This is a genomic window from Pseudomonas nitroreducens, assembly GCF_024170165.1.
GTDB classification, from domain to species: domain Bacteria; phylum Pseudomonadota; class Gammaproteobacteria; order Pseudomonadales; family Pseudomonadaceae; genus Pseudomonas; species Pseudomonas nitroreducens_C.
In genome coordinates this window covers 148,545-174,426 of record NZ_JALJXP010000012.1, presented here as the reverse complement: position 1 = coordinate 174,426, position 25,882 = coordinate 148,545, and the positions used below count along the sequence as shown (strand labels likewise).

General features: G+C 65.2%; 25 protein-coding genes. 13 read left to right on the top strand and 12 right to left on the bottom strand.

The window, feature by feature from the left end:
• Window positions 1-105: 105 nt before the first annotated feature.
• Window positions 106-810: a type 1 glutamine amidotransferase gene (locus tag J2T47_RS22605; RefSeq protein ID WP_253451823.1), complete on the top strand. Its 705-nt coding sequence runs from the start codon at window positions 106-108 to the stop codon at window positions 808-810.
• A 233-nt stretch (window positions 811-1,043) separates the two neighbouring features.
• Here the strand turns inward: J2T47_RS22605 and J2T47_RS22600 are convergent, their stop codons facing one another.
• The 5 genes from J2T47_RS22600 to ydcS all read right to left on the bottom strand — a co-directional run bounded on the left by J2T47_RS22600 (window position 1,044) and on the right by ydcS (window position 6,786).
• Complete coding sequence (locus J2T47_RS22600) at window positions 1,044-2,468, bottom strand: gamma-aminobutyraldehyde dehydrogenase (RefSeq protein ID WP_253451820.1); 1,425 nt, start codon at window positions 2,466-2,468, stop codon at window positions 1,044-1,046.
• A gap of 155 nt (window positions 2,469-2,623) precedes the next feature.
• Entirely contained in the window at window positions 2,624-3,445 is an 822-nt protein-coding gene (locus tag J2T47_RS22595) for an ABC transporter permease (RefSeq protein ID WP_253451817.1), read from the bottom strand.
• Window positions 3,435-4,286 carry an ABC transporter permease gene (locus J2T47_RS22590; protein WP_253452033.1) on the bottom strand — a complete coding sequence of 284 codons (852 nt, stop codon included), beginning with the start codon at window positions 4,284-4,286 and terminating at the stop codon, window positions 3,435-3,437. Before J2T47_RS22590 ends, J2T47_RS22595 begins: the two co-directional genes overlap by 11 nt.
• A gap of 47 nt (window positions 4,287-4,333) precedes the next feature.
• Window positions 4,334-5,353, bottom strand: a complete 1,020-nt coding sequence (locus J2T47_RS22585) for an ABC transporter ATP-binding protein (RefSeq protein ID WP_253451815.1) — start codon at window positions 5,351-5,353, stop codon at window positions 4,334-4,336.
• Window positions 5,354-5,619: 266 nt separating this feature from the next.
• The gene (gene ydcS / locus J2T47_RS22580; RefSeq protein ID WP_253451812.1) at window positions 5,620-6,786 is read right to left on the bottom strand and encodes a putative ABC transporter substrate-binding protein YdcS; all 1,167 of its coding nucleotides are present in this window, start codon (window positions 6,784-6,786) and stop codon (window positions 5,620-5,622) included.
• A gap of 327 nt (window positions 6,787-7,113) precedes the next feature.
• Between ydcS and J2T47_RS22575 the strand changes: the two genes are divergently transcribed.
• The 4 genes from J2T47_RS22575 (at window position 7,114) to J2T47_RS22560 (ending at window position 11,087) form a co-directional block, all read left to right on the top strand.
• Window positions 7,114-8,526 carry a circularly permuted type 2 ATP-grasp protein gene (locus J2T47_RS22575; RefSeq protein ID WP_081520606.1) on the top strand — a complete coding sequence of 471 codons (1,413 nt, stop codon included), beginning with the start codon at window positions 7,114-7,116 and terminating at the stop codon, window positions 8,524-8,526.
• Between the two features lie 2 nt (window positions 8,527-8,528).
• Window positions 8,529-9,479: an alpha-E domain-containing protein gene (locus J2T47_RS22570; RefSeq protein WP_253451808.1), complete on the top strand. Its 951-nt coding sequence runs from the start codon at window positions 8,529-8,531 to the stop codon at window positions 9,477-9,479.
• Complete coding sequence (locus J2T47_RS22565; RefSeq protein ID WP_253451803.1) at window positions 9,476-10,285, top strand: transglutaminase family protein; 810 nt, start codon at window positions 9,476-9,478, stop codon at window positions 10,283-10,285. The genes J2T47_RS22570 and J2T47_RS22565 overlap by 4 nt, the downstream gene beginning before the upstream one ends.
• 67 nt (window positions 10,286-10,352) lie before the next feature.
• Window positions 10,353-11,087 carry a proteasome-type protease gene (locus J2T47_RS22560; protein WP_253451799.1) on the top strand — a complete coding sequence of 245 codons (735 nt, stop codon included), beginning with the start codon at window positions 10,353-10,355 and terminating at the stop codon, window positions 11,085-11,087.
• Window positions 11,088-11,389: 302 nt separating this feature from the next.
• On the opposite strand, the gene J2T47_RS22555 is transcribed toward J2T47_RS22560, so the two are convergent.
• A complete protein-coding gene (locus J2T47_RS22555) occupies window positions 11,390-12,193 on the bottom strand; it encodes a cytochrome c (protein ID WP_253451796.1) in 804 nt (267 codons plus the stop codon).
• Between the two features lie 672 nt (window positions 12,194-12,865).
• Here J2T47_RS22555 and J2T47_RS22550 point away from each other — a divergent pair.
• The 4 genes from J2T47_RS22550 to J2T47_RS22535 all read left to right on the top strand — a co-directional run bounded on the left by J2T47_RS22550 (window position 12,866) and on the right by J2T47_RS22535 (window position 17,973).
• Window positions 12,866-14,071 (top strand): acetyl-CoA C-acetyltransferase, encoded by a 1,206-nt coding sequence (locus J2T47_RS22550; protein WP_138216379.1) that lies wholly within the window; start codon window positions 12,866-12,868, stop codon window positions 14,069-14,071.
• Between the two features lie 161 nt (window positions 14,072-14,232).
• On the top strand, window positions 14,233-16,377 hold the full coding sequence (locus J2T47_RS22545; RefSeq protein WP_253451793.1) for a 3-hydroxyacyl-CoA dehydrogenase NAD-binding domain-containing protein: 2,145 nt from the start codon (window positions 14,233-14,235) through the stop codon (window positions 16,375-16,377).
• Window positions 16,378-16,476: 99 nt separating this feature from the next.
• Complete coding sequence (locus J2T47_RS22540) at window positions 16,477-17,031, top strand: cysteine hydrolase family protein (RefSeq protein ID WP_253451790.1); 555 nt, start codon at window positions 16,477-16,479, stop codon at window positions 17,029-17,031.
• Between the two features lie 204 nt (window positions 17,032-17,235).
• Entirely contained in the window at window positions 17,236-17,973 is a 738-nt protein-coding gene (locus J2T47_RS22535; RefSeq protein ID WP_081520599.1) for an amidotransferase, read from the top strand.
• 151 nt (window positions 17,974-18,124) lie between these two features.
• On the opposite strand, the gene J2T47_RS22530 is transcribed toward J2T47_RS22535, so the two are convergent.
• From J2T47_RS22530 to J2T47_RS22515, 4 genes are all read right to left on the bottom strand, one after another.
• Window positions 18,125-19,096, bottom strand: a complete 972-nt coding sequence (locus tag J2T47_RS22530; RefSeq protein ID WP_253451787.1) for a magnesium and cobalt transport protein CorA — start codon at window positions 19,094-19,096, stop codon at window positions 18,125-18,127.
• Between the two features lie 92 nt (window positions 19,097-19,188).
• Window positions 19,189-19,410 (bottom strand): hypothetical protein, encoded by a 222-nt coding sequence (locus tag J2T47_RS22525; protein ID WP_253451785.1) that lies wholly within the window; start codon window positions 19,408-19,410, stop codon window positions 19,189-19,191.
• Between the two features lie 384 nt (window positions 19,411-19,794).
• The gene (locus J2T47_RS22520) at window positions 19,795-19,986 is read right to left on the bottom strand and encodes a hypothetical protein (RefSeq protein ID WP_253451782.1); all 192 of its coding nucleotides are present in this window, start codon (window positions 19,984-19,986) and stop codon (window positions 19,795-19,797) included.
• Window positions 19,987-20,146: 160 nt separating this feature from the next.
• A complete protein-coding gene (locus J2T47_RS22515; protein WP_045208591.1) occupies window positions 20,147-20,836 on the bottom strand; it encodes a crotonase/enoyl-CoA hydratase family protein in 690 nt (229 codons plus the stop codon).
• A 237-nt stretch (window positions 20,837-21,073) separates the two neighbouring features.
• Between J2T47_RS22515 and J2T47_RS22510 the strand changes: the two genes are divergently transcribed.
• Complete coding sequence (locus J2T47_RS22510; RefSeq protein ID WP_253451779.1) at window positions 21,074-22,348, top strand: hypothetical protein; 1,275 nt, start codon at window positions 21,074-21,076, stop codon at window positions 22,346-22,348.
• Window positions 22,349-22,370: 22 nt separating this feature from the next.
• The gene (locus tag J2T47_RS22505; RefSeq protein ID WP_024765462.1) at window positions 22,371-22,655 is read left to right on the top strand and encodes a GNAT family N-acetyltransferase; all 285 of its coding nucleotides are present in this window, start codon (window positions 22,371-22,373) and stop codon (window positions 22,653-22,655) included.
• Between the two features lie 206 nt (window positions 22,656-22,861).
• On the opposite strand, the gene J2T47_RS22500 is transcribed toward J2T47_RS22505, so the two are convergent.
• Both J2T47_RS22500 and J2T47_RS22495 read right to left on the bottom strand, forming a co-directional pair.
• Window positions 22,862-23,938, bottom strand: a complete 1,077-nt coding sequence (locus J2T47_RS22500) for a 3-deoxy-7-phosphoheptulonate synthase (RefSeq protein WP_045208585.1) — start codon at window positions 23,936-23,938, stop codon at window positions 22,862-22,864.
• A 180-nt stretch (window positions 23,939-24,118) separates the two neighbouring features.
• Window positions 24,119-24,538, bottom strand: coding sequence for a PilZ domain-containing protein (locus J2T47_RS22495; RefSeq protein ID WP_253451775.1), 420 nt, complete (start codon window positions 24,536-24,538; stop codon window positions 24,119-24,121).
• Here J2T47_RS22495 and J2T47_RS22490 point away from each other — a divergent pair.
• Both J2T47_RS22490 and J2T47_RS22485 read left to right on the top strand, forming a co-directional pair.
• Window positions 24,537-24,923, top strand: a complete 387-nt coding sequence (locus tag J2T47_RS22490; RefSeq protein ID WP_253451772.1) for a thioredoxin — start codon at window positions 24,537-24,539, stop codon at window positions 24,921-24,923. The two genes, J2T47_RS22495 and J2T47_RS22490, sit on opposite strands and share 2 nt — an antisense overlap.
• Window positions 24,923-25,870 carry a putative 2-dehydropantoate 2-reductase gene (locus J2T47_RS22485; protein ID WP_253451769.1) on the top strand — a complete coding sequence of 316 codons (948 nt, stop codon included), beginning with the start codon at window positions 24,923-24,925 and terminating at the stop codon, window positions 25,868-25,870. The genes J2T47_RS22490 and J2T47_RS22485 overlap by 1 nt, the downstream gene beginning before the upstream one ends.
• Window positions 25,871-25,882: the final 12 nt, after the last annotated feature.

Below are 25,882 nucleotides of genomic sequence, written 5' to 3'. Positions count from 1 at the left end.
CCCTGGTGATAGCCCCCTGGGCGGCAACCGTGCAAGGACAAGCTTGCGGACACGCCAGGTTTCCACGGCGCCACCGATGCGGCAGACTGCCGCGCGGAGGTGACCATGACCGATATCCTGATCCTGACCCACGTCGATTTCTGCCCGCCCGGCCACCTGGGTGCGCTGCTCGACCGTCTGCAATTGCCGTTCGACGTACGTCGTGTCGACCTGGGCGAGCTGCAAGGCTACGACCTGGAGCGGCCGAAAGCCGTCGCCATCATGGGCGGGCCCATGAGCGTCAACGACGATCTGCAATGGCTGCGTGACGAGATCGCCGCGATCCGCCGCTTCATCGAGCGCGACGTGCCGATGATCGGTCACTGCCTGGGCGGCCAGCTACTGGCCAAGGCACTGGGCGCCGATATCCACCGCCTGCCGTACACCGAGATGGGTTGGCAGCCCATGCGCCGCGAGGAAGGGCAGAGCCCGTGGCTGGCGCACCTGCCCGAGGAATTCCCGATCTACCAGTGGCATGGCGATACCTTCGACATTCCCCAGGGCGCCACCCGCCTGCTCTCCAGCCCCTGGTGCGAGAATCAGGGCTTCAGCTTTGGTGAGCGCATCCTCGGCTTGCAGGGCCATCCGGAGATGACCGAGGAGTTGGTCAGCGGCTGGGTGAACGGCTTCCCGGACTACCTGGACCCGAGCCAGCCCAGCCAGGAAAGCGCGGAATCGATGCTGGCCGACCTGCCGCAGAAGGTCGCGGCGATGAACCGCGTGGCGGAAGGGCTCTACCAGCATTGGCTGAAGCTGGCCGGGTTGGTCTGATCCTGCTGTCTCGGTGCGGTGGCGAGTTATCGCGGACGGAGTCCGCTCCTATGAGGTACTTCTTCGCTCGGATCGGCCCTCTCCCTAACCCTCTCCCTGAAGGGAGAGGGGACTGGATCGGAGCCGGCTGAAATCAACGGTGTCAGCCGGCACAGGCTGCTCCCTCTCCCTTCAGGGAGAGGGCGGGGGAGAGGGGCCCCCTCGTGCGGAGTGTCTCGTGCCGCTGGCTTGCCTCAATGCTTGAACATGATGTGCCGCGCCACGGTGTAGTCCTCCAGGCCGTACATGGACAGGTCCTTGCCGTAGCCGGACTGCTTGAAGCCGCCGTGGGGCATCTCGCTGCACAGCATGAAGTGGGTGTTCACCCAGGTGCAGCCGTACTGCAGCCGCGCCGCCACCCGTGAGGCGCGGCCGACATCCTTCGTCCACACCGAAGAGGCCAGGCCGTAGTCGGAGTCGTTGGCCCAGCGTACCGCTTCGTCGGCATCGCTGAACGGCGTCACCGATACCACCGGGCCGAACACTTCGCGGCGGACGATCTCGTCGTCCTGCTGGGCGTTGGCCACCACCGTCGGTTCGTAGAAGAAGCCGTTGCCGCTGACCATCTTGCCGCCGGTGGCGATCTGGATGTGCGGGCTGGCCTTGGCGCGCTCGACGAAGCCGGAGACGCGGTTGCGCTGGTCCGCAGTGATCAGCGGGCCGAGTTCGGTAGCCGGGTCGTTCTGCAGGCCGATCTTGAGGCTCGATACCGCGCTGGCGAGGTCGGCGACGAAATTGTCGTAGACCTTCCTGCCGGCGTAGATGCGGCAGGCGGCGGTGCAGTCCTGCCCGGCGTTGTAGAAGCCGAAGGTGCGGATGCCGGCGATCACGTCTTCCAGGTCGGCGTCGTCGAAGACGATCACCGGGGCCTTGCCGCCCAGCTCCATGTGCAGGCGTTTCACGCTGTCGGCGGCGCTCTTGATGATGGCCTTGCCGGTGCCCACCGAACCGGTCAGCGAAACCATCCGTACCAGGTCATGGCTGACCAGCGGCGCGCCCACGCTCGGGCCGCGGCCGAACACCAGATTGACCACGCCGGCAGGGAACAGCTCGGCGATGAATTCGGCTACCCGCAGGGCGGTCAGCGGCGTCTGTTCGGACGGCTTGAGCACCACGCAGTTGCCCGCGGCCAGTGCCGGGCCGAGCTTCCACGCGGCCATCATCAGCGGGTAGTTCCACGGTGCGATGGAGGCGACCACACCCACCGGGTCGCGGCGGATCATCGAGGTGAAGCCGGGCAGGTATTCGCCGGCAGCGGAGCCGGGCAGCACGCGGCAGGCGCCGGCGAAGAAACGGAACACGTCGGCAATGGCCGGGATCTCGTCGTTCAGCGCGGCGGCGTAGGGCTTGCCGCAGTTGTCCGACTCCAGCCGGGCCAGCTCCTCGGCGTGTTCCTCGATGCGGTCGGCCAGGCGCAGCAGGAGCATGGCGCGGTCTTTCGGCGCGGTCTGCGACCAGCCGTCGAACGCCGCATTGGCGGCGCGCACGGCGCTGTCCACCTGGGCTTCGCTGGCTTCGGCGATCTGGCCGATGACGGTACCGGTGGCGGGGTTGAGGATGTCCAGCGCGGCGCCTTCGCCGGCGACGAACTGGCCGTTGATCAGGAGTTTGGTTTGCATGGGGGGCTCCTTTTCGTGAGTGGGTTTCCCTCACCCCAACCCTCTCCCAGAGGGAGAGGGGGCTGTCCTCTGCGCAGTGGTATCCCGCTGCACGGATGCTCCCTCTCCCTTCAGGGAGAGGGCGGGGGAGAGGGAGCTTCGCAAAACGCCAGGATTCATTTCCCGCCCCCCGCCACATCGCTGGTCCCCCGCGTCAGGTAATAGGCGCCGAGGATCGGCAGCATGGTGGCGAGCATCACCAGCATGGCGACGACGTTGGTGATGGGCACGTCGCGCGGGCGGGTCAGCTGGTTGAGCAGCCACAGTGGCAGGGTGCGCTCGTGGCCGGCGGTGAAGGTGGTGACGATGATCTCGTCGAACGACAGGGCGAAGGCCAGCATGCCGCCGGCCAGCAGCGCCGTGGCGATGTTCGGCAGGATGATGTAGCGGAAGGTCTGCCAGCCGTCGGCGCCCAGGTCCATGCTCGCCTCGATCAGGCTGAAGGAGGTGCGGCGGAAGCGCGCGATCACGTTGTTGTAGACGATCACCACACAGAAGGTCGCGTGGCCGATGACGATGGTCAGGAAGCCCGGCTCGATCCCCAGCGTCTTGAACGCCGAGAGCAGGGCGATACCGGTGATGATGCCGGGCAGGGCGATGGGCAGGATCAGCATCAGCGAGATGCTCTCCTTGCCGAAGAAATCGCGGCGGTACAGCGCGCCGGCGGCCAGGGTGCCGAGGAGCATGGCGATCAGCGTGGCGACGCAGGCGATCTTCACCGAGAGCCAGATGGCGTCGAGCACGTCGCCGCGCCCGAAGGCGATGCTGAACCACTTCAGGGTGAAGCCCTGCAGCGGGAAGCTGTAGGCCGACTCCTCGGTGTTGAAGGCGTAGAGCAGGATCACCAGGATCGGGAAGTGCAGGAACACCAGCCCGCCCCAGGCTGCCAGGCGCAGGAACCAGGAGGGGCGGTCGGTGGAGTGGGCGTCAGAGCGCATCGAAGGCCCCCAGCCGCTTGGCGATGGACAGGTAAACGGCGATCAGCACGATGGGCACCAGGGTGAAGGCCGCCGCCAGCGGCATGTTGCCCACCGCGCCCTGCTGCACGTAGACCATGGTGCCGATGAACAGCCCGCTGGGGCCCACCAGTTGCGGGATGATGAAGTCGCCCAGGGTCAGGCTGAAGGTGAAGATCGAGCCCGCCACCACGCCGGGGAAGGCCAGCGGCAGGATGACCTGGAAGAAGGTCTGCCGCGGGTGCGCACCGAGGTCCGCCGAGGCCTGCAGCAGCGAGGGTGGCAGGCGCTCCAGGGCGGCCTGGATCGGCAGGATCATGAACGGCAGCCAGATGTAGGTGAACACCCAGAAGCGCCCCAGGTGCGAGGTGGATAGCGTGTTGCCGCCCACGCCTGGCACCTGCAGCAGCAGGTCCAGCAGGCCGAGCAGGTGCAGGTGCTCGATGATCCAGTAGAGGATGCCGCCCTTGGCCAGGATCACCGTCCAGGCGTAGGCCTTGACGATGTAGCTGGCCCACATCGGCAGCATCACCGCGATGTAGAAGAACGCCTTCTCCTTGGGCCCGGCGTAGCGCGCCATGTAGTAGGCGATGGGGAAGGCGAGGATGGCGCTGGCCACCGACACGGCAATCGCCATGCTGAAGGTGCGCAGGACTATGTCGTAGTTGGCCGGGTTGAACAGGGCCCGGTAGTTGGCCAGGGTCAGGTCCGGCGTCACCGCCATGGTGAAGTCGTCGAAGGTGTAGAAGCTCTGCCAGAGCAGGGCGAACAGCGAGCCGATGTAGATCACCCCGAACCACAGCAACGGCGGGATCAGCAGCATCAGCAGGTAGAGCGTGCTGCGTCGGTAGAGGAAGCTGGAGATCGCCCTCACGGCGCCGGTTCCTCGAGCAGCGGCACCAGCGCGCTGCGTGCCCAGCAGGCGGTCACCGCGTCACCCGGTTTCGGCCGTTGCTCCTCGCGCTCGCCGTTGGGCAGCGCGGCGACCAGGCGCACGCCGTTTTCCAGTTCGATCTCGTAGCGGCTGCTGGCGCCCATGTATTGCACGTCGAACAGCGTGCCGCTGACTTCCAGCTCGCCGTCGCCAGCGCGGCCGAAGCGCACGTGCTCGGGGCGCAGCGAGTGCGGGCGCGACTCGCCCAGCAGGCGTTGGCCGAGGTCGCCGCGCAGCACGTTGGCGGTGCCGACGAACTCGGCGACGAAGCGCGTGGCGGGGCGGCGGTAGAGGTTGCCGGGGGTGTCGACCTGTTCGATGCGCCCCTTGTTGAATACCGCCACGCGGTCGGACATGGACAGTGCTTCGCTCTGGTCATGGGTGACGAAGATGAAGGTGATGCCGAGCTGGCGCTGCAGCTTCTTCAGCTCCACCTGCATCTGCTCGCGCAGCTTCAGGTCCAGCGCGCCGAGGGGCTCGTCCAGCAGCAGCACGCGCGGGCGATTCACCAGCGCCCGGGCCAGGGCGACGCGCTGGCGCTGGCCGCCGGAAAGCTGCGCCGGCTTGCGCTTGCCATAGCCGGCCAGGGCGACCATCCCTAAGGCCTCTTCGGCGCGGTGGTAGCGCTCGGCCTTGGCCACGCCTTTCACCTTCAGGCCGTAGGCGACGTTGTCCAGCACGCTCATGTGCGGGAACAGCGCGTAGTCCTGGAACACCGTGTTCACGTCGCGCTCGTAGGGCGGCAGGCCCGCCGCTTCCGCGCCATGGATGCGGATGGAGCCGGAGGTGGGTTGCTCAAAGCCGGCGATCAGCCGCAGGCAGGTGGTCTTGCCCGAGCCGGAGGGGCCGAGCATGGAGAAGAACTCACCATCGCGGATCTCGATGGACACCGCATCGACGGCGCGCACCTCGCCGTAGTGACGGCTCACGTCGGTGAACTGGACGGCTGTGGTCATGCTGCTGGCTACCTGATTGGCGAGGGCTGCATCAGAAAAGGTAGCGCATGGGGGGAAGGGCGCTTGGTCAGCTGGATGCCGTGGTGTGGCTGATACCGAACCCCCTCTCCCTGAAGGGAGAGGGAACTGGATCGGCATCAAGCGTAATCACGGCATCAACCTGCGCCCAAGCATGCCATTTGCACGGCAGCATGCCTGACTCGGATACCCCCTCTCCCTTCAGGGAGAGGGCGGGGGAGAGGGGCTTTCACGCGGGTAATACAGCGTCACCTCCCGCCCATGATCGCAATGTAATCCTGCGTCCACCGGCTATAAGGCACGCACTGCCCCTGGGCGCACTTGGCCTGCGGGGTCTTCCAGAAAGCGATGCGGTCGAACTGGTCGTAGCCGTTGGCGGCGCAGCCTTTTTCGCCCAGCAACTGGCTGCCGGTGCAACCATCGGGCGAGGCCGGCACCGAGCCGAACCAGGCGGCGACGTCACCCTGCACCTTGGGCTCCAGCGACCAGTTCAGCCACTTGTAGGCGCACACCGGGTGCTTGGCGTCGACGTGCAGCATGGTGGTGTCGGCCCAGCCGGTGACGCCTTCGCCGGGGATGGTCGAGGCGATCGGCTGCTTCTCGCCCTGCAGGGCATTGACCTGGTACGGCCAGGAGCCGGAAGCGGCCACGCCCTCGTTCTTGAAGTCGCTCATCTGCACCGTCGCGTCGTGCCAGTAGCGGTGGATCAGCTTCTGCTGCCCGCGCAGCAGCTTCAGCGCCGCGGCGTACTGTTCCTCGTTGAGCTCATAGGGGTCCTGGATGCCCAGCTTGGGCTCTGCGGTCTTCAGATAGAGCGCCGCGTCGGCGATGTAGATAGGGCCGTCGTAGGCCTGCACGCGGCCCTTGTTGCTCTTGCCGTCAGGCAGCTTCTGTTCGGTGAACACCACGCTCCAGCTCTCCGGCGCCTTGGGGAACACCTTGGTGTTGTACATCAGCACGTTCGGCCCCCACTGGTAGGGCGTGCCGTAATGCTTGCCGTCCACGGTGTGCCAGGGTGCGTCCTGCAGGCGCTTGTCGACGTTCTTCCAGTTGGGCACCAGGGCGATGTTGATCGGCTGCACGCGCTTGCCGTAGACCAGCCGCAGGGAGGCGTCGCCGGAGGCGGTGACCAGGTCGTAGCCGCCCTTGGCCATCAGGCTGACCATCTCGTCGGAGGTGGCGGCGGTCTTCACGTTGACCTTGCAGCCGGTGTCCTTCTCGAACTGGCTGACCCAGTCGTAGTTCTTGTCGCTCTCGCCGCGCTCGATGTAGCCGGGCCAGGCAATGATGTCGAGAGCGCCTTCGGGGTTGCCGAGTTGCTTGAGCTCTTCGGCGGCCTGCAGCGAGGCGCTGGAAAGCAGGCTGGCGCCGGCGAAGGCCAGCGCCGCGACTTTCACTAAGGACACAGATGACATGGACGGACTCCTGTTGTTCTTCGTTGTGGGAGCCACTGCGGAACCAGCGCGCAGAAAAATGGCACCTCCGTTGACCGCTGCGTGTCCATGGGGAATGGCCACGCTCTTGCAGCGTAGTTCTGGCCCCGGAGGCTGACAAGCGAGCCCCGGCGCGGCCCGCGGCCCTAAAAAGGGCGCGTCGCCCGTGCCCTGTGGCGGTTTCGCACCATGGCAGTGCGGACGTCCTGAACGGCCTTTGCAAGTCATTGAATAGGCAGGAAATCGACCTCTGGCACGGGCCTTGCGAAGACCCTTTTGCCGAGTGAGAGCGGCAACAAGGAGTGGAAGATGGCTCGGGTGTTCTATGACGAAATGCATGACGCCGCCGGCGCCTGCCGACCGCACTACACGGAGTTCGCCCGCTGGCTGGCGGACATGCCCGGCGAACAGCTGCAGCAGCGCCGCCGTGAGGCCGACCTGCTGTTCTATCGCGCCGGGATCACCTTCACCCTCTATGGCGACGACCAGGGCACCGAGCGCCTGATCCCCTTCGACACCATCCCGCGCAGCATCCCCGCCAGCGAGTGGAAGATCATCGAGGCCGGCTGCATCCAGCGGGTGCAGGCGCTCAATCTGTTCCTCGCCGACCTCTACCACGACCAGCGCATCCTCAAGGAAGGCCTGATCCCGCCCGAGCAGGTCCTGGCGAATGACCAGTACCAGCTGGCCATGCAGGGCCTGGACGTGCCCGGCAACGTCTACGCGCACATCGCCGGCATCGACCTGGTGCGCGACGGCAACGGCGCCTACTACGTCCTCGAAGACAACCTGCGCACCCCCAGCGGCGTCTCCTACATGCTGGAGAACCGCAAGATGATGATGCGCCTGTTCCCCGAGCTGTTCGGCGCCCAGCGCATCGCGCCCATCGACCACTACCCGAACCTGCTGCTCGACACCCTGCGCCAGGCCAGCGAGGTGGAGCAGCCCTGCGTGGTGGTGCTGACGCCCGGCCGCTTCAACAGCGCCTATTTCGAGCATGCCTTCCTGGCCCGCGAGATGGGCGTGGAGCTGGTGGAAGGCGCCGACCTGTTCGTCCGTGACGAGCGCGTCTACATGCGCACCACCTCGGGCCCGATGCCGGTGGACGTGATCTACCGGCGGGTCGACGACGACTTCCTCGACCCGCTGGCCTTCAACCCTGACTCCATGCTCGGCGTGCCCGGCCTGCTGGCCGCCTATCGCGCCGGCAACGTGGTGCTGGCCAACGCCATAGGCACCGGCGTCGCCGATGACAAATCGGTCTACCCCTACGTGCCGGAGATGATCCGCTTCTACCTCGACCAGGAACCGATCCTGCACAACGTGCCGACCTGGCAGTGCCGTCGGCCGCAGGATCTGTCCCACGTGCTGGCGCACCTGCCTGAGCTGGTGGTGAAGGAGGCCCAGGGCTCCGGCGGCTACGGCATGCTGGTCGGCCCGGCCGCCAGCAGCGCCGAGATCGAAGCCTTCCGCGCCCGCCTGATGGCGCGCCCGGAGGCCTACATCGCACAGCCGACCCTGAGCCTGTCGACCTGCCCGACCTTCGTCGAGAACGGCATTGCCCCGCGCCACATCGACCTGCGGCCCTTCGTGCTCTCCGCGCCGGACAACGTGCGCCTGGTGCCCGGCGGGCTGACCCGCGTGGCGCTGCGCGAAGGCTCGCTGGTCGTCAACTCGTCACAAGGTGGCGGTACCAAGGACACCTGGGTGGTGGAGGACTGACCATGCTGAGCCGTACCGCTTCGGACCTGTACTGGATGTCGCGTTACCTGGAGCGCGCCGAGAACCTCGCGCGCATGCTCGACGTCTCCTACTCGCTGTCGCTGATGCCCCAGGACGGCCGTGGCGATGGCCTGGAAGAACTGGCCATGCCGCTGCTGATCACCGGCAACCTCGACGCCTACCTGGCACGCCACGGTGAGCTGCACGCCGAGCGCCTGCTGAACTTCTTCGCCCTCGATGCGCAGAACCCGGCGAGCATCTATTCCTGCTTCGGCGCCGCCCGCGCCGGCGCTCACGCGGTGCGCGGACGGATCACCACCGACATGTGGGAGAACATCAACGCCACCTGGCTGGAGATGCGCGACATCGCCCACCAGGGCCTGCTGCGCTATGGCATCAGCCACTTCTGCGAATGGGTGAAGGACCGCTCGCACCTGTTCCGCGGCGCCACCTTCGGCACCAGCATGCGCAACGATGCCTTCCATTTCATCCGCCTGGGCACCTACATCGAGCGCGCCGACAACACCCTGCGCCTGCTCGACGCACGCCACCAGGTGCTGGGCGAGCACAGCGCCGGCCCGGCCGAAGGTACGGCACGCGGCTACTACCAGTGGACCGCGCTGCTGCGCGCGCTGTCGGCGTTCGAGGGCTACACCGAGCTGTACCGCGACGCCCTCAACGCGCGGAACATCGCCGAGCTCCTGCTGCTGCGCGAGGACGTACCCCGCTCGCTGCTGGCCTGCGCCGAGGAGCTGCGCCAGATCCTTGCCAGCCTGCCCGGCGCCAACGGCCGGCCGGCCCAGCGCCTGGCTGCCGAACTGGAAGCACGGGTGCGTTACACCGGCATCGACGAAGTGCTGGGCAACGGCCTGCATCCCTGGATCACCGACCACATCGGGCTGGTCCGCCAGCTCGCCAACGCCATTCACAGCTCGTACCTGGAGGCCGCATGAAACTCTCCATCCGCCATGACACCACCTACCGCTACGAAGACCAGGTGCGCGCGAGCATCCAGTACCTGCGCCTGACCCCGCAGGAAAGCGAGCGCCAGCATGTGCTCGACTGGCAGCTGCACCTGCCGCGTCCGGCGCACCCGCAGCGCGACGCCTACGGCAACATCCTCCATGTGCTGACCCTGGACGAGCCCCACGAGGCTATCGTCATCGCCGCCCACGGCCACGTGGAAATCGATGTGGAGAACGAGCGCGAGCATGATCACCTGTCGCCGCTGCCGTTCCTGCGCAGCACCCGGCTGACCCAGGCCGACGGCGCGCTGCAGGAGTTCGCCCGTGCCCAGTGCAACGAGCGCCGTGACCGCAAGGCGATGATCAAACTGATGCAGGCCTTGAACGAGCGCATTGCCTACGTACCCGGCTCGACCCAGGTGGACAGCACCGCCGCCGAAGCCTTCGCGGCGGGACAGGGCGTCTGCCAGGATCACGCCCACGCGTTCCTGGCCTGCCTGCGTTATCTCGGCGTGCCGGCGCGTTACGTCTCCGGCTATCTCTACACCGATGTCGAGGATCACCTCGCCAGCCATGCCTGGGTGGAAGCCTGGCTCGACGACGCCTGGTACAGCTTCGACGTGACCAATGTGCTGGACCGCCCGGAGCGCCACCTGAAACTGGCGGTGGGCCTGGACTACCTCGACGCCTGCCCGGTGCGCGGCATGCGCCGGGGCGGTGGCGGCGAGCAGATGCACGCCCGCGTCACCGTGGCGCCGGGGCATCTGCAGCAGATGCAGCAGGCGCAGCAGTGAGGATGCGTGGCACTAGCAACGGCACCGGCTTAAGATCGGTGCCAGTTCCTGCCGCCATGAGAAAGCCATGACCTATTGCGTCGCCATGAACCTCGCCCAGGGCCTGGTCTTCGTTTCCGATTCGCGCACCAACGCCGGCGTCGACAACATCGCGGTGTTCCGCAAGCTGCACGTCTTCGGTACGCCGGGGGAGCGGCTGATCGTGGTGCAGAGCGCCGGCAACCTGGCCACCTCGCAGTCGGTGATCAGCACGCTGCGCCAGCGCATGGGCGGCGACGGGCCGAACCTCGGCACGGTGGAGAACCTCTTCGAGGCGGCGCGTCTCGTCGGTTCGACATTGCGCGAGGTAGTCGACCACGACGAGAACATCGGCCAGAACCAGGGGGTCGACCTGGGCAGTTCCTTCCTGGTCGGCGGGCAGATCGGCACCGAAGTGCCGCGCCTGTTCAACGTCTACCCGCAGGGCAACTTCATCGAATCCTGCCGGGATACGCCGTACTTCCAGATCGGCGAGAGCAAGTACGGCAAGCCGATCATCGACCGCGCCATGAGCTACGCCACGCCGCTGGAACAGGCCCTGCGCTGCGCGCTGATCAGCTTCGACTCGACCATCCGCAGCAACCTCTCGGTGGGCATGCCGCTGGACCTGCTGGTGTACCGCGAGGGCAGTCTGGAGGTGCCGGCGGGCTACCGCATCCAGGAGGGCGACCCGTATTTCGAGGGCATTCGCAACCAGTGGGGCGCCGGGCTGCGCCAGCTGCTGGGCGAGCTGCCGGCGCCGCCGGGGGATTACTGGCACTGATTGCGCGTTTCAGGGCGGAGGAGCACTCCGCCGCGGGCTTTTCGTAGGAGCGGACCTTGTCCGCGAAGTGCATCGCGGCGGAATGTGCAGCTGCCGGGAAATGCCGAGCTATAACGCTCATTTGTAGGAGCGCGCCATGCGCGCGATCGCGCCCACCTTGCATGTCTAAAAAGCGGCCCGCTCCTACAGGTTGAATCCGGTGTGTGGGGCACGCTCTTCGTAGGAGCGAGCTTGCTCGCGAATCATCGCCGCGCGGAGCCTGCAACGGCGGATAACGCTGGTGCGTTATGCGCCCTACGAAGTTATCCGCCGGTCTTCGCCTTCCGCCCTGCCATGTGCTTCAGGTAGGCGACGATCTGCTCCAGCTCCGTATCGCTGACCACATCCGCCGCAAAGCCCTTCATCCGCGCTTCCGGCCAGTGCCGCAGGCTCTGCGGATCGCGGATGTACTGCTTGAGATAGCCCGGCGCGAAGTACTCGGTGGGGTTGTGCGGCAGGTTCAGGTCCGGGCCGAACTGCGAGTCGCCGGCGCCGTTCAGGCGGTGGCAGGCCAGGCAGTTCTTCTGGAACTGGGCGAAGCCCTTCTGCACCGACTCAGGCGCACTCTTCGCCGGCAGCAACGCCGGGAAACGCTCGGCCAAGGGCTTGAGATACCGGATGCTGGCAACCTGGAACGGCCACTGCTCCGGGCCGATGCCGGCGGCTTTCGGATCGCTCCACACCAGGTAGAAGGGCCCGGCGGACGGTTTGCCTTCGGCCAGCGGCGGCCAGGGCTTATCCGGCTCCTCGATGGCCAGCCAGGCGCGCGAACCTTTTTCCGCCAGCAGCGGCGCCGCTGGCAGTTCGGCGGCGAAGCCGTCCAGCGCCACGGCCTGCAGGTGATCGGCCGGCTTTATGCCCTGCAGCAGCGCCGCCAGCGGCACCGCGCGGTAATGCATGGTGCGGTTGTAGGAGACGTCGGCGGGAATCTCGATGTCCTGCGCCTTGGGGTTGGCCAGCAGCTGCTCGGAAGTGAAATCGTGCTTGCCGTCGGGCAGTTCCAGGGTCAGCGTTGCGGCGAATGTGGTCGGGCAGAGCAGGAGCAGCGAGAGCAGCAGTGGGCGCATGGTCGCATCCGTGGCGGGAGAGGGCCGCGGAACATTAGCAGAGGTGTGGGCGCTGCAGGAGGTGGGTGGCTCCCGCGCTGCGTTGACCGGGGCTCGCGGATGGCGGCACGCGGTGCGCAGCGGCGGGGTAGCCGGGTGTTGGCCCTAGCCGACCAGACGACTCAGATTGGGGATGATCAGAACAACGGTGGTTGCGAAGACGATCAGGCTAGCCTGCCGCCATTTCCTCGTTTGTTTTTCCATGATGTCCTTCCGCCTTTCTTGTTCTTGGCACGGCTCACTCACGGCCCGTAGATAGTGCAGCCCATGCCTTGGCTTCTGGTTCCTCGAGCCGAGCCGGCAAAACCCGGCAACGGCACTCTTCGCAGCATCTGCCTGTTTGAGTCTAAGCCTAGTGCCGCGGGGGCTTAGACCATCTGGCAGCAAATCCTGCAGCTTCAGGCATATTCCCTCTATATGACCGGGCGGTGACAGCTCTGTTCAGCTTTTCTACCGTTCGTCCGCCTGCGCCGGCAGCCCCTTTCCAGAGCCTTCGACCTGCCCGCCGCCGGTCGGTGGCTGAGCGTGGCGGTCAATTGTGCTGAGCGCTGCGGTCATTGCCCCTTGCCGATACGCCGCTAAGGTAGGCCGACACGCCACGCCTGCGTGACGACAACTCTAAGAGAGAACGCCATGACCGAAGCATTCATTTACGACGCGGTGCGTACTCCCCGCGGCAAGGGCAAGAAGGACGGCGCGCTGCACAGCGTCAAGCCGGTCAACCTGATGGCCGGTGTCCTGCGCGCGCTGCAGCAGCGCAACCAGCTCGATACCGCCCAGGTCGACGACATCGTCCTGGGCTGCGTGACCCCGGTGGGCGACCAGGGCTCGGACATCGCCAAGACCGCTGCGCTGGTCGCCGACTGGGACGAGCAGGTTGCCGGCGTGCAGATCAACCGCTTCTGCGCCTCGGGCCTGGAGGCGGTCAACCTGGGCGCCATGAAGGTGCGCTCGGGCTTCGAGGACCTGGTGGTGGTCGGCGGCGTGGAATCCATGTCCCGCGTGCCCATGGGCTCCGACGGCGGCGCCTGGGCGCTGGACCCGGAAACCAACCTGCACACCAGCTTCGTGCCGCAGGGCATCGGTGCCGACCTGATCGCCACCCTGGAAGGCTTCAGCCGCGCCGACGTCGACGCCTTCGCCCTGCGCTCGCAGCAGAAGGCCGCCAAGGCCCGCGCCGAAGGGTTGTTCGGCAAATCCCTGGTGCCGGTGACTGACCAGAACGGCATCGTCCTGCTCGACCATGACGAATTCATCCGCGCCGACTCCACCCTTGAAGGCCTCGGCGCGCTCAAGCCCAGCTTCGAGATGATGGGGCAGATGGGCTTCGATGCCAGCGCACTGCGCAAGTACAGCTTCGTCGAGCGCATCGAGCACGTGCACACGCCGGGCAACAGCTCGGGCATCGTCGACGGCGCCACCGCCATGCTCATCGGCTCCGAGGCCAAGGGTCGCGAGCTGGGCCTCAAGGCCCGCGGGCGCATCGTCGCCACCGCGGTGACCAGCACCGACCCGACCATCATGCTCACCGGCCCCGCGCCGGCCACCCGCAAGGCGCTGGCCAAGGCCGGGCTGAAGGCCGAAGACATCGACCTCTACGAGGTCAACGAAGCCTTCGCCTCGGTGGTGATGAAGTTCATGAAGGACATGGGCGTGCCGGAGAGCAAGGTCAACGTCAACGGCGGCTCCATCGCCATGGGCCACCCGCTGGGCGCCACCGGCTGCATGATCCTCGGCACCCTGCTGGATGAACTGGAGCGGCGCAACCTGCGCTATGGCCTGGCCACCCTCTGCGTGGGCGGCGGCATGGGCATAGCCACCATCATCGAACGAGTTTAAGGATCGATCATGGGCTACTGCGCTCGGCCATGCGGCGTTGGAAATTCTCCGGGAATGCTCATTGGCTGCAGCCAACTCCGCTTCCCGAAGAATTTCCGCCTTGCCTGCCCTTCGCTCGTGACGCCCCTGAAGCGATCCCCCACCATGGGAAAAATACAAAAATGACTGACGCCATCCGTTACGACAAAGGCCAGGACAACATCGTCGTCCTGACCATGGACATGCCCGGCCAGAGCGCCAACACCATGAACGGTGTCTACCGCGAGGCCATGGCCGCCACCGTGGCGCGCCTGGAAGCCGAGAAGGAGTCGATCGCCGGCGTGGTGATCACCTCGGCGAAGAAGACCTTCTTCGCCGGCGGCGACCTCAATGAACTGATCAAGGTGACCAAGGCCGACGCCCAGGCCTTCTACGAAGGCATCCTGGTGCTCAAGGGCCAGCTGCGCCGCCTGGAAACCCTCGGCAAGCCGGTGGTCGCCGCCATCAATGGCGCGGCCCTGGGCGGCGGCTGGGAAATCTGCCTGGCCTGCCACCACCGCATCGCCCTGGACGAAAGCCACGTCCAGCTCGGCCTGCCGGAAGTCACCCTCGGCCTGCTGCCCGGCGGTGGCGGCGTGGTGCGCATGGTGCGTCTGCTCGGCCTGGAGAAGGCCCTGCCGTACCTGGCCGAAGGCAAGAAAGTGCGCCCGGACCAGGCCCTCAAGGCCGGCCTTGTCCATCAACTGGCCTCCAGCCGCGAAGAGCTGCTGAGCAAGGCCCGCGAATGGATCGCCGCCAACCCGGCCGCCAAGCAGCCGTGGGACTCCGCCGGCTACAAGATCCCCGGTGGCACGCCGTCCAGCCCCGCCGTGGCGCAGATGCTGGCCATCGCCCCGTCGGTGCTGCGTGACAAGACCAAAGGTTGCTTCCCGGCGCCGGAGAAGATCATGTGCGCGGCCGTCGAAGGCGCCCAGGTGGACTTCGACACCGCGCAGCTGATCGAGGCGCGCTACTTCACCGAGCTGACCACCGGCCAGGTGGCGAAGAACATGATCGGCACCTTCTGGTTCCAGCTCAACGAGATCAATGCCGGCAAATCCCGCCCGCAGGGCATCCCGCCGCAGCAGACGAAGAAGGTCGGGGTGGTCGGCGCCGGCATGATGGGCGCGGGCATCGCCTACGTCTCGGCCGCCGCCGGCATCGAGGTGGTGCTCAAGGACGTTTCCCTGGAGTCGGCAGAGAAGGGCAAGGCCTACTCCGCCGGCCTGCTGGACAAGAAGGTCAGCCGTGGCCAGATGAGCGCCGAGAAGCGCGACGCCTTCCTCGCGCGGATCAAGCCGACCGCCAGCGACGCCGACTTCGAAGGTTGCGACCTGATCATCGAGGCAGTGTTCGAGGACCGTGGCCTGAAAGCCAAGGTCAACGCCGCCGCCGAATCTGCCGCGCTGCCGGACGCGGTGATCGCGTCCAACACCTCGACCCTGCCGATCACCGGCCTGGCCGAAGCCGTGGCGCAGCCGCAGAAATTCATCGGCCTGCACTTCTTCAGCCCGGTGGACAAGATGCCGCTGGTGGAGATCATCCGTGGCGAGAAGACCGACGACGCCACCCTGGCCCGCGCCTTCGACTACGTCCTGCAGATCAAGAAGACCCCGATCGTCGTCCATGACAGCCGTGGTTTCTTCACCTCCCGCGTGTTCGGCACCTTCACCAACGAAGGCCTGGCCATGCTCGGCGAGGGCGTGTCGGCGGCGATGATCGAGAACCAGGCGCGTCAGGCCGGCATGCCGGTGGGCCCGCTGGCGATCAGCGACGAAGTGTCGATGAGCCTGATGACCCATATCCGCGAGCAGACCCGCAAGGACCTGGAGGCCGAAGGCAAGCAATTGCCCAAGCACCCGGCCTTCGCCGTGGTGGACCTGATGGTCAATGAATACAAGCGCCCGGGCAAAGCGGCCGGCGCCGGTTTCTACGACTATCCCGCCAATGGCAAGAAGCACCTTTGGCCTGAGCTGAAGCAGCGCTTCGAGAAGGCTGACGCGCAGATATCTGCCGAGGACGTGCGCGACCGCATTCTCTTCGTGCAGGCCATCGAGACGGTGCGCTGCGTGGAGGAGGGCGTGCTGACCTCCACCGCCGACGCCAACATCGGCTCGATCTTCGGTATCGGCTTCGCGGCCTGGAGCGGCGGCGCGCTGCAGTTCATCAACCAGTACGGCCTGAGGGACTTCGTCGCTCGTGCCCAGTACCTGGCCGAGCAGTACGGCGAACGCTTCCTGCCGCCGGCGCTGTTGCTGGAGAAGGCGGCGCGGGGCGAGGGCTTCTGAGGCATCCGGCGCTGAATGAAGAAACCGGCCCCCGTGGCCGGTTTTTTCTTGCCGGCACAGGCCGTAGGATGGCGCCTTCCCCCCAGCAGGACCGCCCCGATGACGCCTCCCGCCTTGTTGATCATCGACCAGCAGAAAGGCATGCGTGACAGCCCCGAGCCGCGCAACAACCCGCAGGCCGAGCAGCGCATCGGTGACCTGCTGGCCGCCTGGCGCCGCGAGGGTTGGCCACTGGTGCATATCCGCCACATCTCGCGCACGCCGGGCTCGCCGTTCTGGCCCGGACAGCCGGGGGCTGAATTCCAGGAGGCGCTGGCGCCGCTGGATCACGAACACGTGGTGGAGAAGAACATTCCCGACGCTTTCATCCACAGCGGCCTGGAGCGCTGGCTACGCGTACGGGGCATCGAGGGCGTGGTGATCTGTGGCGTCAGTACCAACAACTCGGTGGAGGCCTCGGCGCGCACGGCGGGCAACCTGGGCTTCACTACGCAGGTCGTGGCGGACGCCTGTTTCGCCTTCGCCAAGCGCGATTTCAACGGTGTGCAGCGCAGCGCCGAGGACGTTCACGCCATGTCCCTGGCCAACCTGCAGGGCGAGTACGCGCAGGTGCTGGACACGAACTCGCTGCTGCAAAGGCTGTCCATCAGCTGAATCCTTGCCAACCGGCCGTCACTCCTGTGCATCCGTGCAATTGAAGGAAGTCGGTTTTTCCGGTATTTCCCCTGAAATTCCTACACAAGAATCGGCCCTGGCATCTTGTGTGGTGAAAAAATAGGGCGTAATTTTCACGCGCGTTTCATCAGTGTCAGGAAAACCATTCTTATCAGCCGCCAACCCCCCAGGAATCACCCCTGCATGTCGTTGCACATCTGCATTCTGGAAACCGACATCCTCCGCCCCGAACTCATCGATCAGTACAAGGGCTATGGCTGGATGTTCCAGCAACTGTTCGCCAAGCAACCCGTTCCGGCCGAGTTCACGGTCTACAACGTGGTGGAAGGGCATTACCCGCCCGAAGATGAGAAGTTCGACGCGTACCTGGTGACCGGCAGCAAGGCGGACTCCTTCGGCACTGATCCCTGGATCCAGACCCTCAAGGACTACGTGCTCAAGCTCTACCAGCGCGGCGACAAGCTGCTGGGCGTGTGCTTCGGCCACCAGCTGCTGGCGCTGGTGCTGGGCGGCAAGACCGAGCGCGCCAGCCAGGGCTGGGGCGTGGGCATCCACGATTACCGCATCGAGGAGCAGCCGGAGTGGATGAGCCCGGCGCCGGGCGATGGCCTGACCCTGCTGGTCAGCCACCAGGACCAGGTCACCGAACTGCCCCACGGCGCGCGTCGCATCGCCTCCAGCGACTTCTGCCCGAACGCCGCCTACGCCATCGGCGACCAGGTGCTGTGCTTCCAGGGCCACCCGGAGTTCCAGAGCGACTACTCCCAGGCGATCCTCGAGCTGCGCAAGCACATCTTCAGCGAGCCGGTGTTCCAGTCCGGCATCGACAGCCTCTCGCGCCCGCACCAGGGGACGGCGGTTGGCGAATGGATGATGCGCTTCGTCCAGCAGGGTCGCGACGAGAAGAAGAGCGCGGCCTGACTCCTGCCGTGTTGACTGCAAACGCCGCTCAATCGAGCGGCGTTTGTGTTTCTGGACGCCTTGCAGGCGCTTATCGCGGGTATGGCCCGCTCCTGCGGGGGCCGTTACGTGTAGGAGCGGGCCATGCCCGCAACCCGGCCGTCAGGCCGGACTAAAGCCATTCCGCCTGCTTGAAGCTGATGTACAGCCCCACGCAGCCCAGCGCCAGCAGCCCCATGATCAGGAAGTAGCCGTAGTGCCAGTGCAGCTCCGGGATGTATTCGAAGTTCATCCCGTAGATGCCAGCCACGGCGGTGGGGAAGGCAAGGATGGCTGCCCAGGCGGCGAACTTGCGCTGCACCACGCTCTGCCGTGACGACTCCAGCGCCAGCCCGACCTCGATGGTCTGGCTGGCCACGTCGCGCAGGGTGGTGAGGTCTTCGAGCAGGCGGTTCACATGGATCGCCACGTCGCGGAAGTAAGGCCGCATCTGCTTGTCGATGAACGGAAAGTCCAGGCGCTGCAGTTCCTGGCAGATTTCCACCATGGGCGCGGCGTAATGCTTGAGCCTGAGCACCTCGCGGCGCAGGCCGTAGATCTTCTCGATCTGCTCCTGGGTCAGCGACTGACGCAGCACCTGCTGCTCCACGTCCTCGATTTCCCCGCGAATCGCCTCGACCACCGGCTCGTAGTTGCTCATCACGAAGTCCAGCAGGGCGTAGAGCACGAAGTCGGTGCCATGGGCCAGCAGCAACGGCCGCGCCTCGCAGCGTTGTCGGACCTGGGCGTAGGACTGGGAGAAGCCGTGGCGCGCACTGATGATGTAGCCGATGCCGGCGAACAGGTGGGTTTCGACGAACATCAATCGGCTGTCGGCGCGGATCGGCGAGTAGATGACGATGAACAGCGCGTCACCGAAGGTTTCCAGCTTCGGCCGGCTGTGCTTTTCCAGGGCGTCGGACACGGCCAGCTCGTGGAGGTTGAACTGCCGTTGCAGGTTGTACATTTCCTCCGGCGTCGGCTCCTGCAGGCCGGTCCAGACGAAGTGATCGGGCTGGCATGCCCAGCGGTAGCCGTCTTCCAGGGGGATGTCGGACACCTTGCGGCCCTTGCTGTAGACGGCGGAAGCGATGACGCGGCCCATGCTGAAACCCACCCTGCTGTTGGATCGGTCGGGAGTCGTTCTGCTGGGGGTTCAGTGTTGGTCAGCCTGGCGCGCCGCGCCAGCGAAGCGGATCAGGAGTGGGGCGTGAGGGCGTCCTGAAGTCCTTGCAGGGCGACCGGAACGGCCTGGTTGAAGCGTTCGAAGAGTCCGCTGCGATCGATGTTGTCCACCGGTGCCCGGCGCGCGCCGTCGAAGCCGGCGGAGAGGGCAGTGACCACCAGGATCACGATGGTATACAGGCCCAGGGCGGCGAGAGCGCCGTTGCGGGCATAGCGGTGGGCTTGGCGGTTCATGCTGGCGACTCGGGCTCGGGGAAGTGATGGCCCAGTGTCGCTTTGGTGATTTCGATTGAATAACGATGCTGCTTGGTTTTCGGTATCAGGCAAATTGATGGATACCGGCACCGAAGGTACCAGGCGCAAGTTCACGCCAGGCAAGGGGCTATCGGGGGATTCCGGGGCTATGGCGGGCTTCATGGCGGTTTGACCCTCGTCTGGGAGGGAGGCGACAGGTGTCGGCGGGCTTGGACGGGAGACAATCAGCCGCGTAGGGAGCGTTCGAAAAGCGCTGAGGTCGCGTCATCGTCCCTGAAAAGCCCGGCATCACGCCGGGCTTTTCGCTTCGGGCAGGGCTGCATGACGTCACCTGCTGCAGGCGGCTGGCGGGATGTGAAGGTTTCAGCCCTGCTTGGAAGCGGCTTCGACATTCACCTGGCTGGCGGACTGCTCGGACTGCTGCTGGCCGATGGCGGCCTGGGTCAGGTGAACCATGCGGTCCTGCATCAGCGGGGACTCTTCGGCGAAGCTGGCCTGGGCGGCAAAGGCGGTAGCGGCGGCCAGTACGCTGGCGGCGATGATGTTGAGTTTCATGATGAACACCTCCGGGTTGGTTTGTTTCGGGTTCATACATAGGTTAATGCGTAATAATTTTTTAAAAATAGCAAACAGGCTTAATCAGTATTGCTCTTTTGGTAACAGTCATGGCATGAAAAAGCCCGGCACGTGGCCGGGCTTTTTTGTCATCGGGCGATCAGGCCAGGTGGTTGCGGTCAAGTTCGATCGACTTGTCGAGGGTTTCCAGCAACTGCTTGCGCACTTTCAGCTTGGTGTTGCGGTGCGCGGTCATATTCAGCTTCTTCAGGTGCTGGGCGGCTTCCAGGGCAGCAGCCTGGAGCTGTTCGGCCGGCACCACCTTGTCGAGGAAGCCGGCGTCCACGGCGTCGCGCGGGTTGAACATCTCGGCATTCACCACCGAGCGGGTGAAGGCGGAGCGACGCAGGCGGTCACGGGCCAGTTCGATGCCGACGTGGTGCATGGTCATGCCGATGGCCACTTCGTTGAGGCCGATCTGGAACGGGCCGTCGACGCCGATGCGGTAGTCCGCCGAGAGCAGGATGAAGGCGCCCTTGGCCACCGCGTGGCCGGTGCAGGCGACGATGACCGGGAACGGGTGGGACAGCATGCGGCGGGCCAGGGTCGAGCCGGCAGCCACCAGGTTCACGGCATTCTCCGGGCCGGAGGTCATCACCTTGAGGTCGTAACCGCCGGAAAGGATGCCCGGCTGGCCGGTGACGATGACGATGGCACGGTCCTTCTCCGCCTGGTCCAGGGCCTGGTTGAAGGCTTCGATGACCGCCGGGGAGATGGCGTTCACCTTGCCGTTGTTCAGGGTCAGGGTGGCGATGCCGTCTTCGAATTGGTAGCTGATCAGCTCACTCATGGCAGAGGGTCCTGGGTTGCAGTCCTTGGGTTGGAAGTGGCCAGAACATACTGACGCAGGCCTGGTGCGTAAAGCGTTTTGACTGACTGGTGAGTCAGCCGTATGCCATTAAATTCGGGCGATTTCTGTGCGCTGTGCACGCAAAATCCTACGGCGTTCGTGGAGAGGTCTCAGGCGTACTGTTAAGCTGCCAGTATCCCTACGCTCAGCTCTCGCACAATCCAGGATGTGCCCGCCATGTCGAAGTTTCTCAAGTGGTCCCTTTTCGCCGTCGTGGCGATTGCCCTCATCATCAAAGCGTCGCTCTGGCTTTCGGTGCGCAGCGTGGTGAACGAGGCCATTGCCCGCGTCTCGCCGTTCATGGAAATCACCTATGGCGGCATCTCCTCGTCCTTCGACGGCCGTGTCGGACTGCAGAACGTGGTGATCAGGGTGCCCATGGCAGGAGACAGCCTGAAGGTCTCCCATGCCCAGTTGAAGTTCAATGGGCTGCGCGAGCTGCTGAGCTTCAAGGAGCGTCTGGATGAGGGCAAGCTGCCGGAGCAGATGGCAGTGGACCTGAAGGGCGTCGAACTGCAGATCCACGGTCCGTTCATGCAGTCGCTGTATGCCCAGCCGGCGGAGAAAAGCGCTTTTACCGCCATGAGCGAAGTGGCCTGCGGCAACGTTCGCAACATCGGCGTCGACGAGTTGCTGCAGATGGGCTACCGCACCCTCGAGTCGGATATCGAGTTCTCCTACCGCATGCAGCCGGGCGCGCAGACCCTGACCTTCGACCTGCGCAGCGATACCCGTGACATGCTGGACATGCACACCAGCATGACGCTGATGAACGTTTCCGAGCGTCCGGGCGACATGCGCGTGAACCCGCCACGGGTATCCCAGGTCATCGTCGAGATGAACGACAACCAGTACCAGCGCCGGGTCAGCGAATTCTGCCGTGGCAAGCTGGGTGTGGACCAGAAGGCCTACACTGCGTTGTCGCTGGAGAAATTCGACAACGCCCTGCGCAAGCAGCGCATCGCGCTCGACAAGCCGCTGCTCGAGGCCTATGGCCGTTACCTGGAAGATCCGCGCTCGCTGCGTATCGAGTTGATGCCCAGTGAAGGCATGGCCTGGGGCGGTCTGCAATTTTTCGAACCCAAGGATGTGATCCAGATGCTGCATCCGGTCGTCTTAGTGAACCAGCAGTCGGTCACACCGCTGGGGTTCGCCTGGGTCGATCCGGTCAAGGAAAAACTCACGCCGGAAAGCCAGTATCAAATGGTTTCGGCCCCGGAAACGGTTGAGTCGCAGGCCAAAACGCAGCAATATGAGTTCGTTAGCGTTGAAAGCCTTGCCCAGTACACCGGCAAGCGCCTGCAGTTCATCACGTTTGATGGTGCCTATTATCAGGGTGTGCTGCACAAGGTGGAGAACGGCCGAGTCTATATCACCGTCATGATCGGGACGGGCTCGGCGGAAATGTTCCTCCGCCTGAACAAGATCAATCAGGTGCGGGTCATGTTGTGAGGCCCTGCGAAGGAGAGAGCAAGTGAGTGAGTCGTTGTCCATCCAGCATGATGAAACCAGCCACCAGTTCGTAACGACTGTTGATGGTCATCGCGCCTATCTGGCCTATATGGATCTGGGCAAGCAGACGCTCGACATCTACCGTACCTTCGTTCCGGACAGCCTGCGTGGTCGCGGCATTGCCGCCGCCCTCACCGAACATGCGCTGCAGTTCGCCGAGCGCAAGGGCTACAGCGTCATCCCGTCGTGCTCCTACGTCGAGCGATACCTGGAACGCCGCCAGCGTCACACCGATACCGCGCTCTGAGCGTCAGCGCGACAATAAAAAAGCCCGGCCAATGCCGGGCTTTTTTGTACCTGATGAGTCCGGTAGCCATCTTTGCAGGAGCGAGCTTGCTCGCGAACCGCTTGGCGCTGGTGCGGACGGAAACCCTGTTCGCGAGCAAGCTCGCTCCTACGAAAAGCCAATAAAAAAGCCGGGCATCTGCCCGGCTTTTTCGTGCCCGTGAAGCCTCAGCCGCGCTGGCGCTTGGGCAGGACGTCCTTGAGCTTGGCGTGCATGCTGCGCACGGCCTTCTCGGTGGTGTCCCAGTCGATGCAGGCGTCGGTGATCGACACGCCGTACTGCAGCTGGCACAGGTCCTTCGGGATCGGCTGAGCACCCCAGCCCAGGTGGCTTTCCACCATCAGGCCGACGATGGAGTTGTTGCCTTCGGCGATCTGATTGGCGACGTTGTCCATCACCAGCGGCTGCAGGGCCGGGTCCTTGTTGGAGTTGGCGTGGCTGCAGTCGACCATCACATTCAGCGGGATCTTCGCCTTGGTCAGTTCCTGTTCGCACAGGGCGACGCTGACCGAGTCATAGTTCGGCTTGCCGTTGCCACCGCGCAGCACCACGTGGCCGTATGCGTTGCCCTTGGTGGTGACGATGGAGACGCCGCCTTCCTGGTTGATGCCCAGGAAGCGGTGCGGGCTGGATACCGACTGCAGGGCGTTGATCGCCACGGTCAGGCTGCCGTCGGTGCCGTTCTTGAAACCGACCGCCGAGGACAGGCCGGAAGCCATCTCGCGGTGGGTCTGGGATTCGGTGGTGCGCGCGCCGATGGCCGACCAGCTGATCAGGTCCTGCAGGTACTGCGGGGAGATCGGGTCGAGCGCCTCGGTGGCGGTGGGCAGGCCCATCTCGGCGAGGTCGCGCAGCAGCTGGCGGCCGATGTGCAGGCCGTCCTGGATCTTGAAGGAATCGTCCAGGTACGGGTCGTTGATCAGGCCTTTCCAGCCGACCGTGGTGCGCGGCTTCTCGAAATACACGCGCATCACCAGGAACAGGGTGTCGGAGACCTCTGCAGCCAGCACCTTCAGGCGCTCGGCATATTCGTGGGCGGCCTTGATGTCGTGGATCGAGCAGGGGCCGATCACCACGAACAGGCGGTGGTCCTTGCCGTCGAGGATGTCGCGCACGACCTGGCGGCCATTGGCGACGGTGCGCAGGGCGGCGTCGGTCAGGGGGATTTCGCGCTTGAGCTGCTCCGGCGTGATCAGTGTCTCGTTGGAGGCAACGTTAAGGTCGTCGATCTGTAAATCAGCCATCGTGGTACTCAATCAGGTCACGGGTGCCGGCCGCCAGAAATCCCCGTGCGATGGGGCGCAGGCAGAGGTGTCGCTAAGGGGAACCCGAACCTTAACCGTTCAGGCGTAGCCTCGACAATGGCTCGATGCAGGAAAATGCCCGCAACACGGGCATTTGCGCGACTTTCTGCGGGGCGCCGATCAGACCGCGCAAAACATCGGGAAGTCAGCGGCGTTCTGCGCGATCCACTCCAGTGCCAGGGTCTCGAACGGCAGGCTGCTGCCGCAGGCCTGTTCCTGCTGGCGGCGGTACTGCTCGATCTGGCAGACCTGTTCGACCATGCGCGCCCGGAACAGGGTGTCTTCGTCGATGAAGGCAATGCCTACGCGGTAGTCGCTGGCCTGCTTGCGGCTCCAGGCGATGATGCCGGGGTAGCGGGCGGAGTCGCCCAGCAGGGGAATGCGCAGTTCGATGGAGGTGCCGCGGCGAAAGCCTCGTGGCGAATTGCACGCGACGCCGCCGAGACTGATATTGTGCAACCGCTGGCGCGGCAGGAAAGTCTGTTTGCGGATGACCAGTTCGACCGGAAAATCGCAAGGGTGACGCAGGAACTGACGCATGACGGAACGCTCCGACTGCAATCTTTATAGTGGTGGCACCCTGAGTATAGTGCCGGCCCTGGAGCTGACTGACCTGGATGCCGACCGCCGGCTGCTGGAGCTGCCGGGCGTATCGCTGCTGATTTTCACCGGCGCGGGCTGCTCCACCTGTCGCTGGGCAAAAGAAGCGCTGCCGCAGTTCGACCTGCCGGTGGACCGCCTGTGCTGGATCGACGCCGGGCACAGCGGCGGCCTGGTCGAGCGCTATGAAGTCTTCCATCTGCCTTCCCTGTTCCTGGTGCGCGACGGCCATTTCCTCGGCCCGGTTCACGCTCCGCTTCGCCCTGAACCCCTGACCCAAGCCCTGCGCGCTGCCCTGTCGCGCCCTGCTGAGGAATTGCCTTGATGAATCTGCGAATCGGCATCATCGGAACCGGCGCCATCGGTGGCTTCTACGGCCTGATGCTGGCCCGCGCCGGCCATGACGTTCACTTCCTGCTGCGCAGCGAATATCCCGCCGTCGCGCAGAACGGTCTGCGCCTGAACAGCCAGGTGCACGGCGCGCTGAGCCTGTCGCCGGTGAATGCCTACGACGACGTGGCAAAGATGCCGCCCTGTGACTGGCTGCTGGTAGGCGCCAAGACCACCAGCAATGCCGACCTCGCGCCGCTGATCATTCAGACCGCTGCGCAGGGAGCCAAGGTCCTGCTGCTGCAGAATGGCCTCGCCGTGGAAGACGAGTTGCGTGCGCTGCTGCCCGAGCACATCCACCTGCTGGGCGGGCTGTGCTTCATCTGTGTGCACCGCGCCGAGCCGGGCGTGATCGAACACCAGGCCTTTGGCGGGGTGAACATCGGTTACCACTCGGGCTCCGCACAGGAGGCCGAAGCGCGCCAGGCGGTGGTGGAGGAGGGCGCCGCGTTGTTCCGCAGCGCCGGCCTGGATTCCAACGCCATGCCCAACCTGGAGCAGGCGCGCTGGCAGAAGCTGGTCTGGAACATCCCCTACAACGGTCTCTCCGTGCTGCTCGACAGTGGCACTAGAGCGATCATGGACAACCCCGACAGCCGTGCCCTGGTAGCCGAGTTGATGGAGGAAGTCATCACTGGCGCTGCCGCCTGCGGCCACTCGCTGCCGCCAGGCATAGTCGGCGCGATGCTCAGCTCCACCGACGCCATGCCGGATTACCTGCCCAGCATGTACCATGACTTTGCCCAGCGCCGACCGCTGGAACTGGGGGCTATCTACGCGGCGCCGCTGGAGGCCGCGCGCAAGGCCGGGCGTGACTTGCCGAAGATCGAGGCGCTGTACCGCGCACTGCGCTTCATCGACGCGCGCAACCAGGCGCGCTGACGGACACCGGGG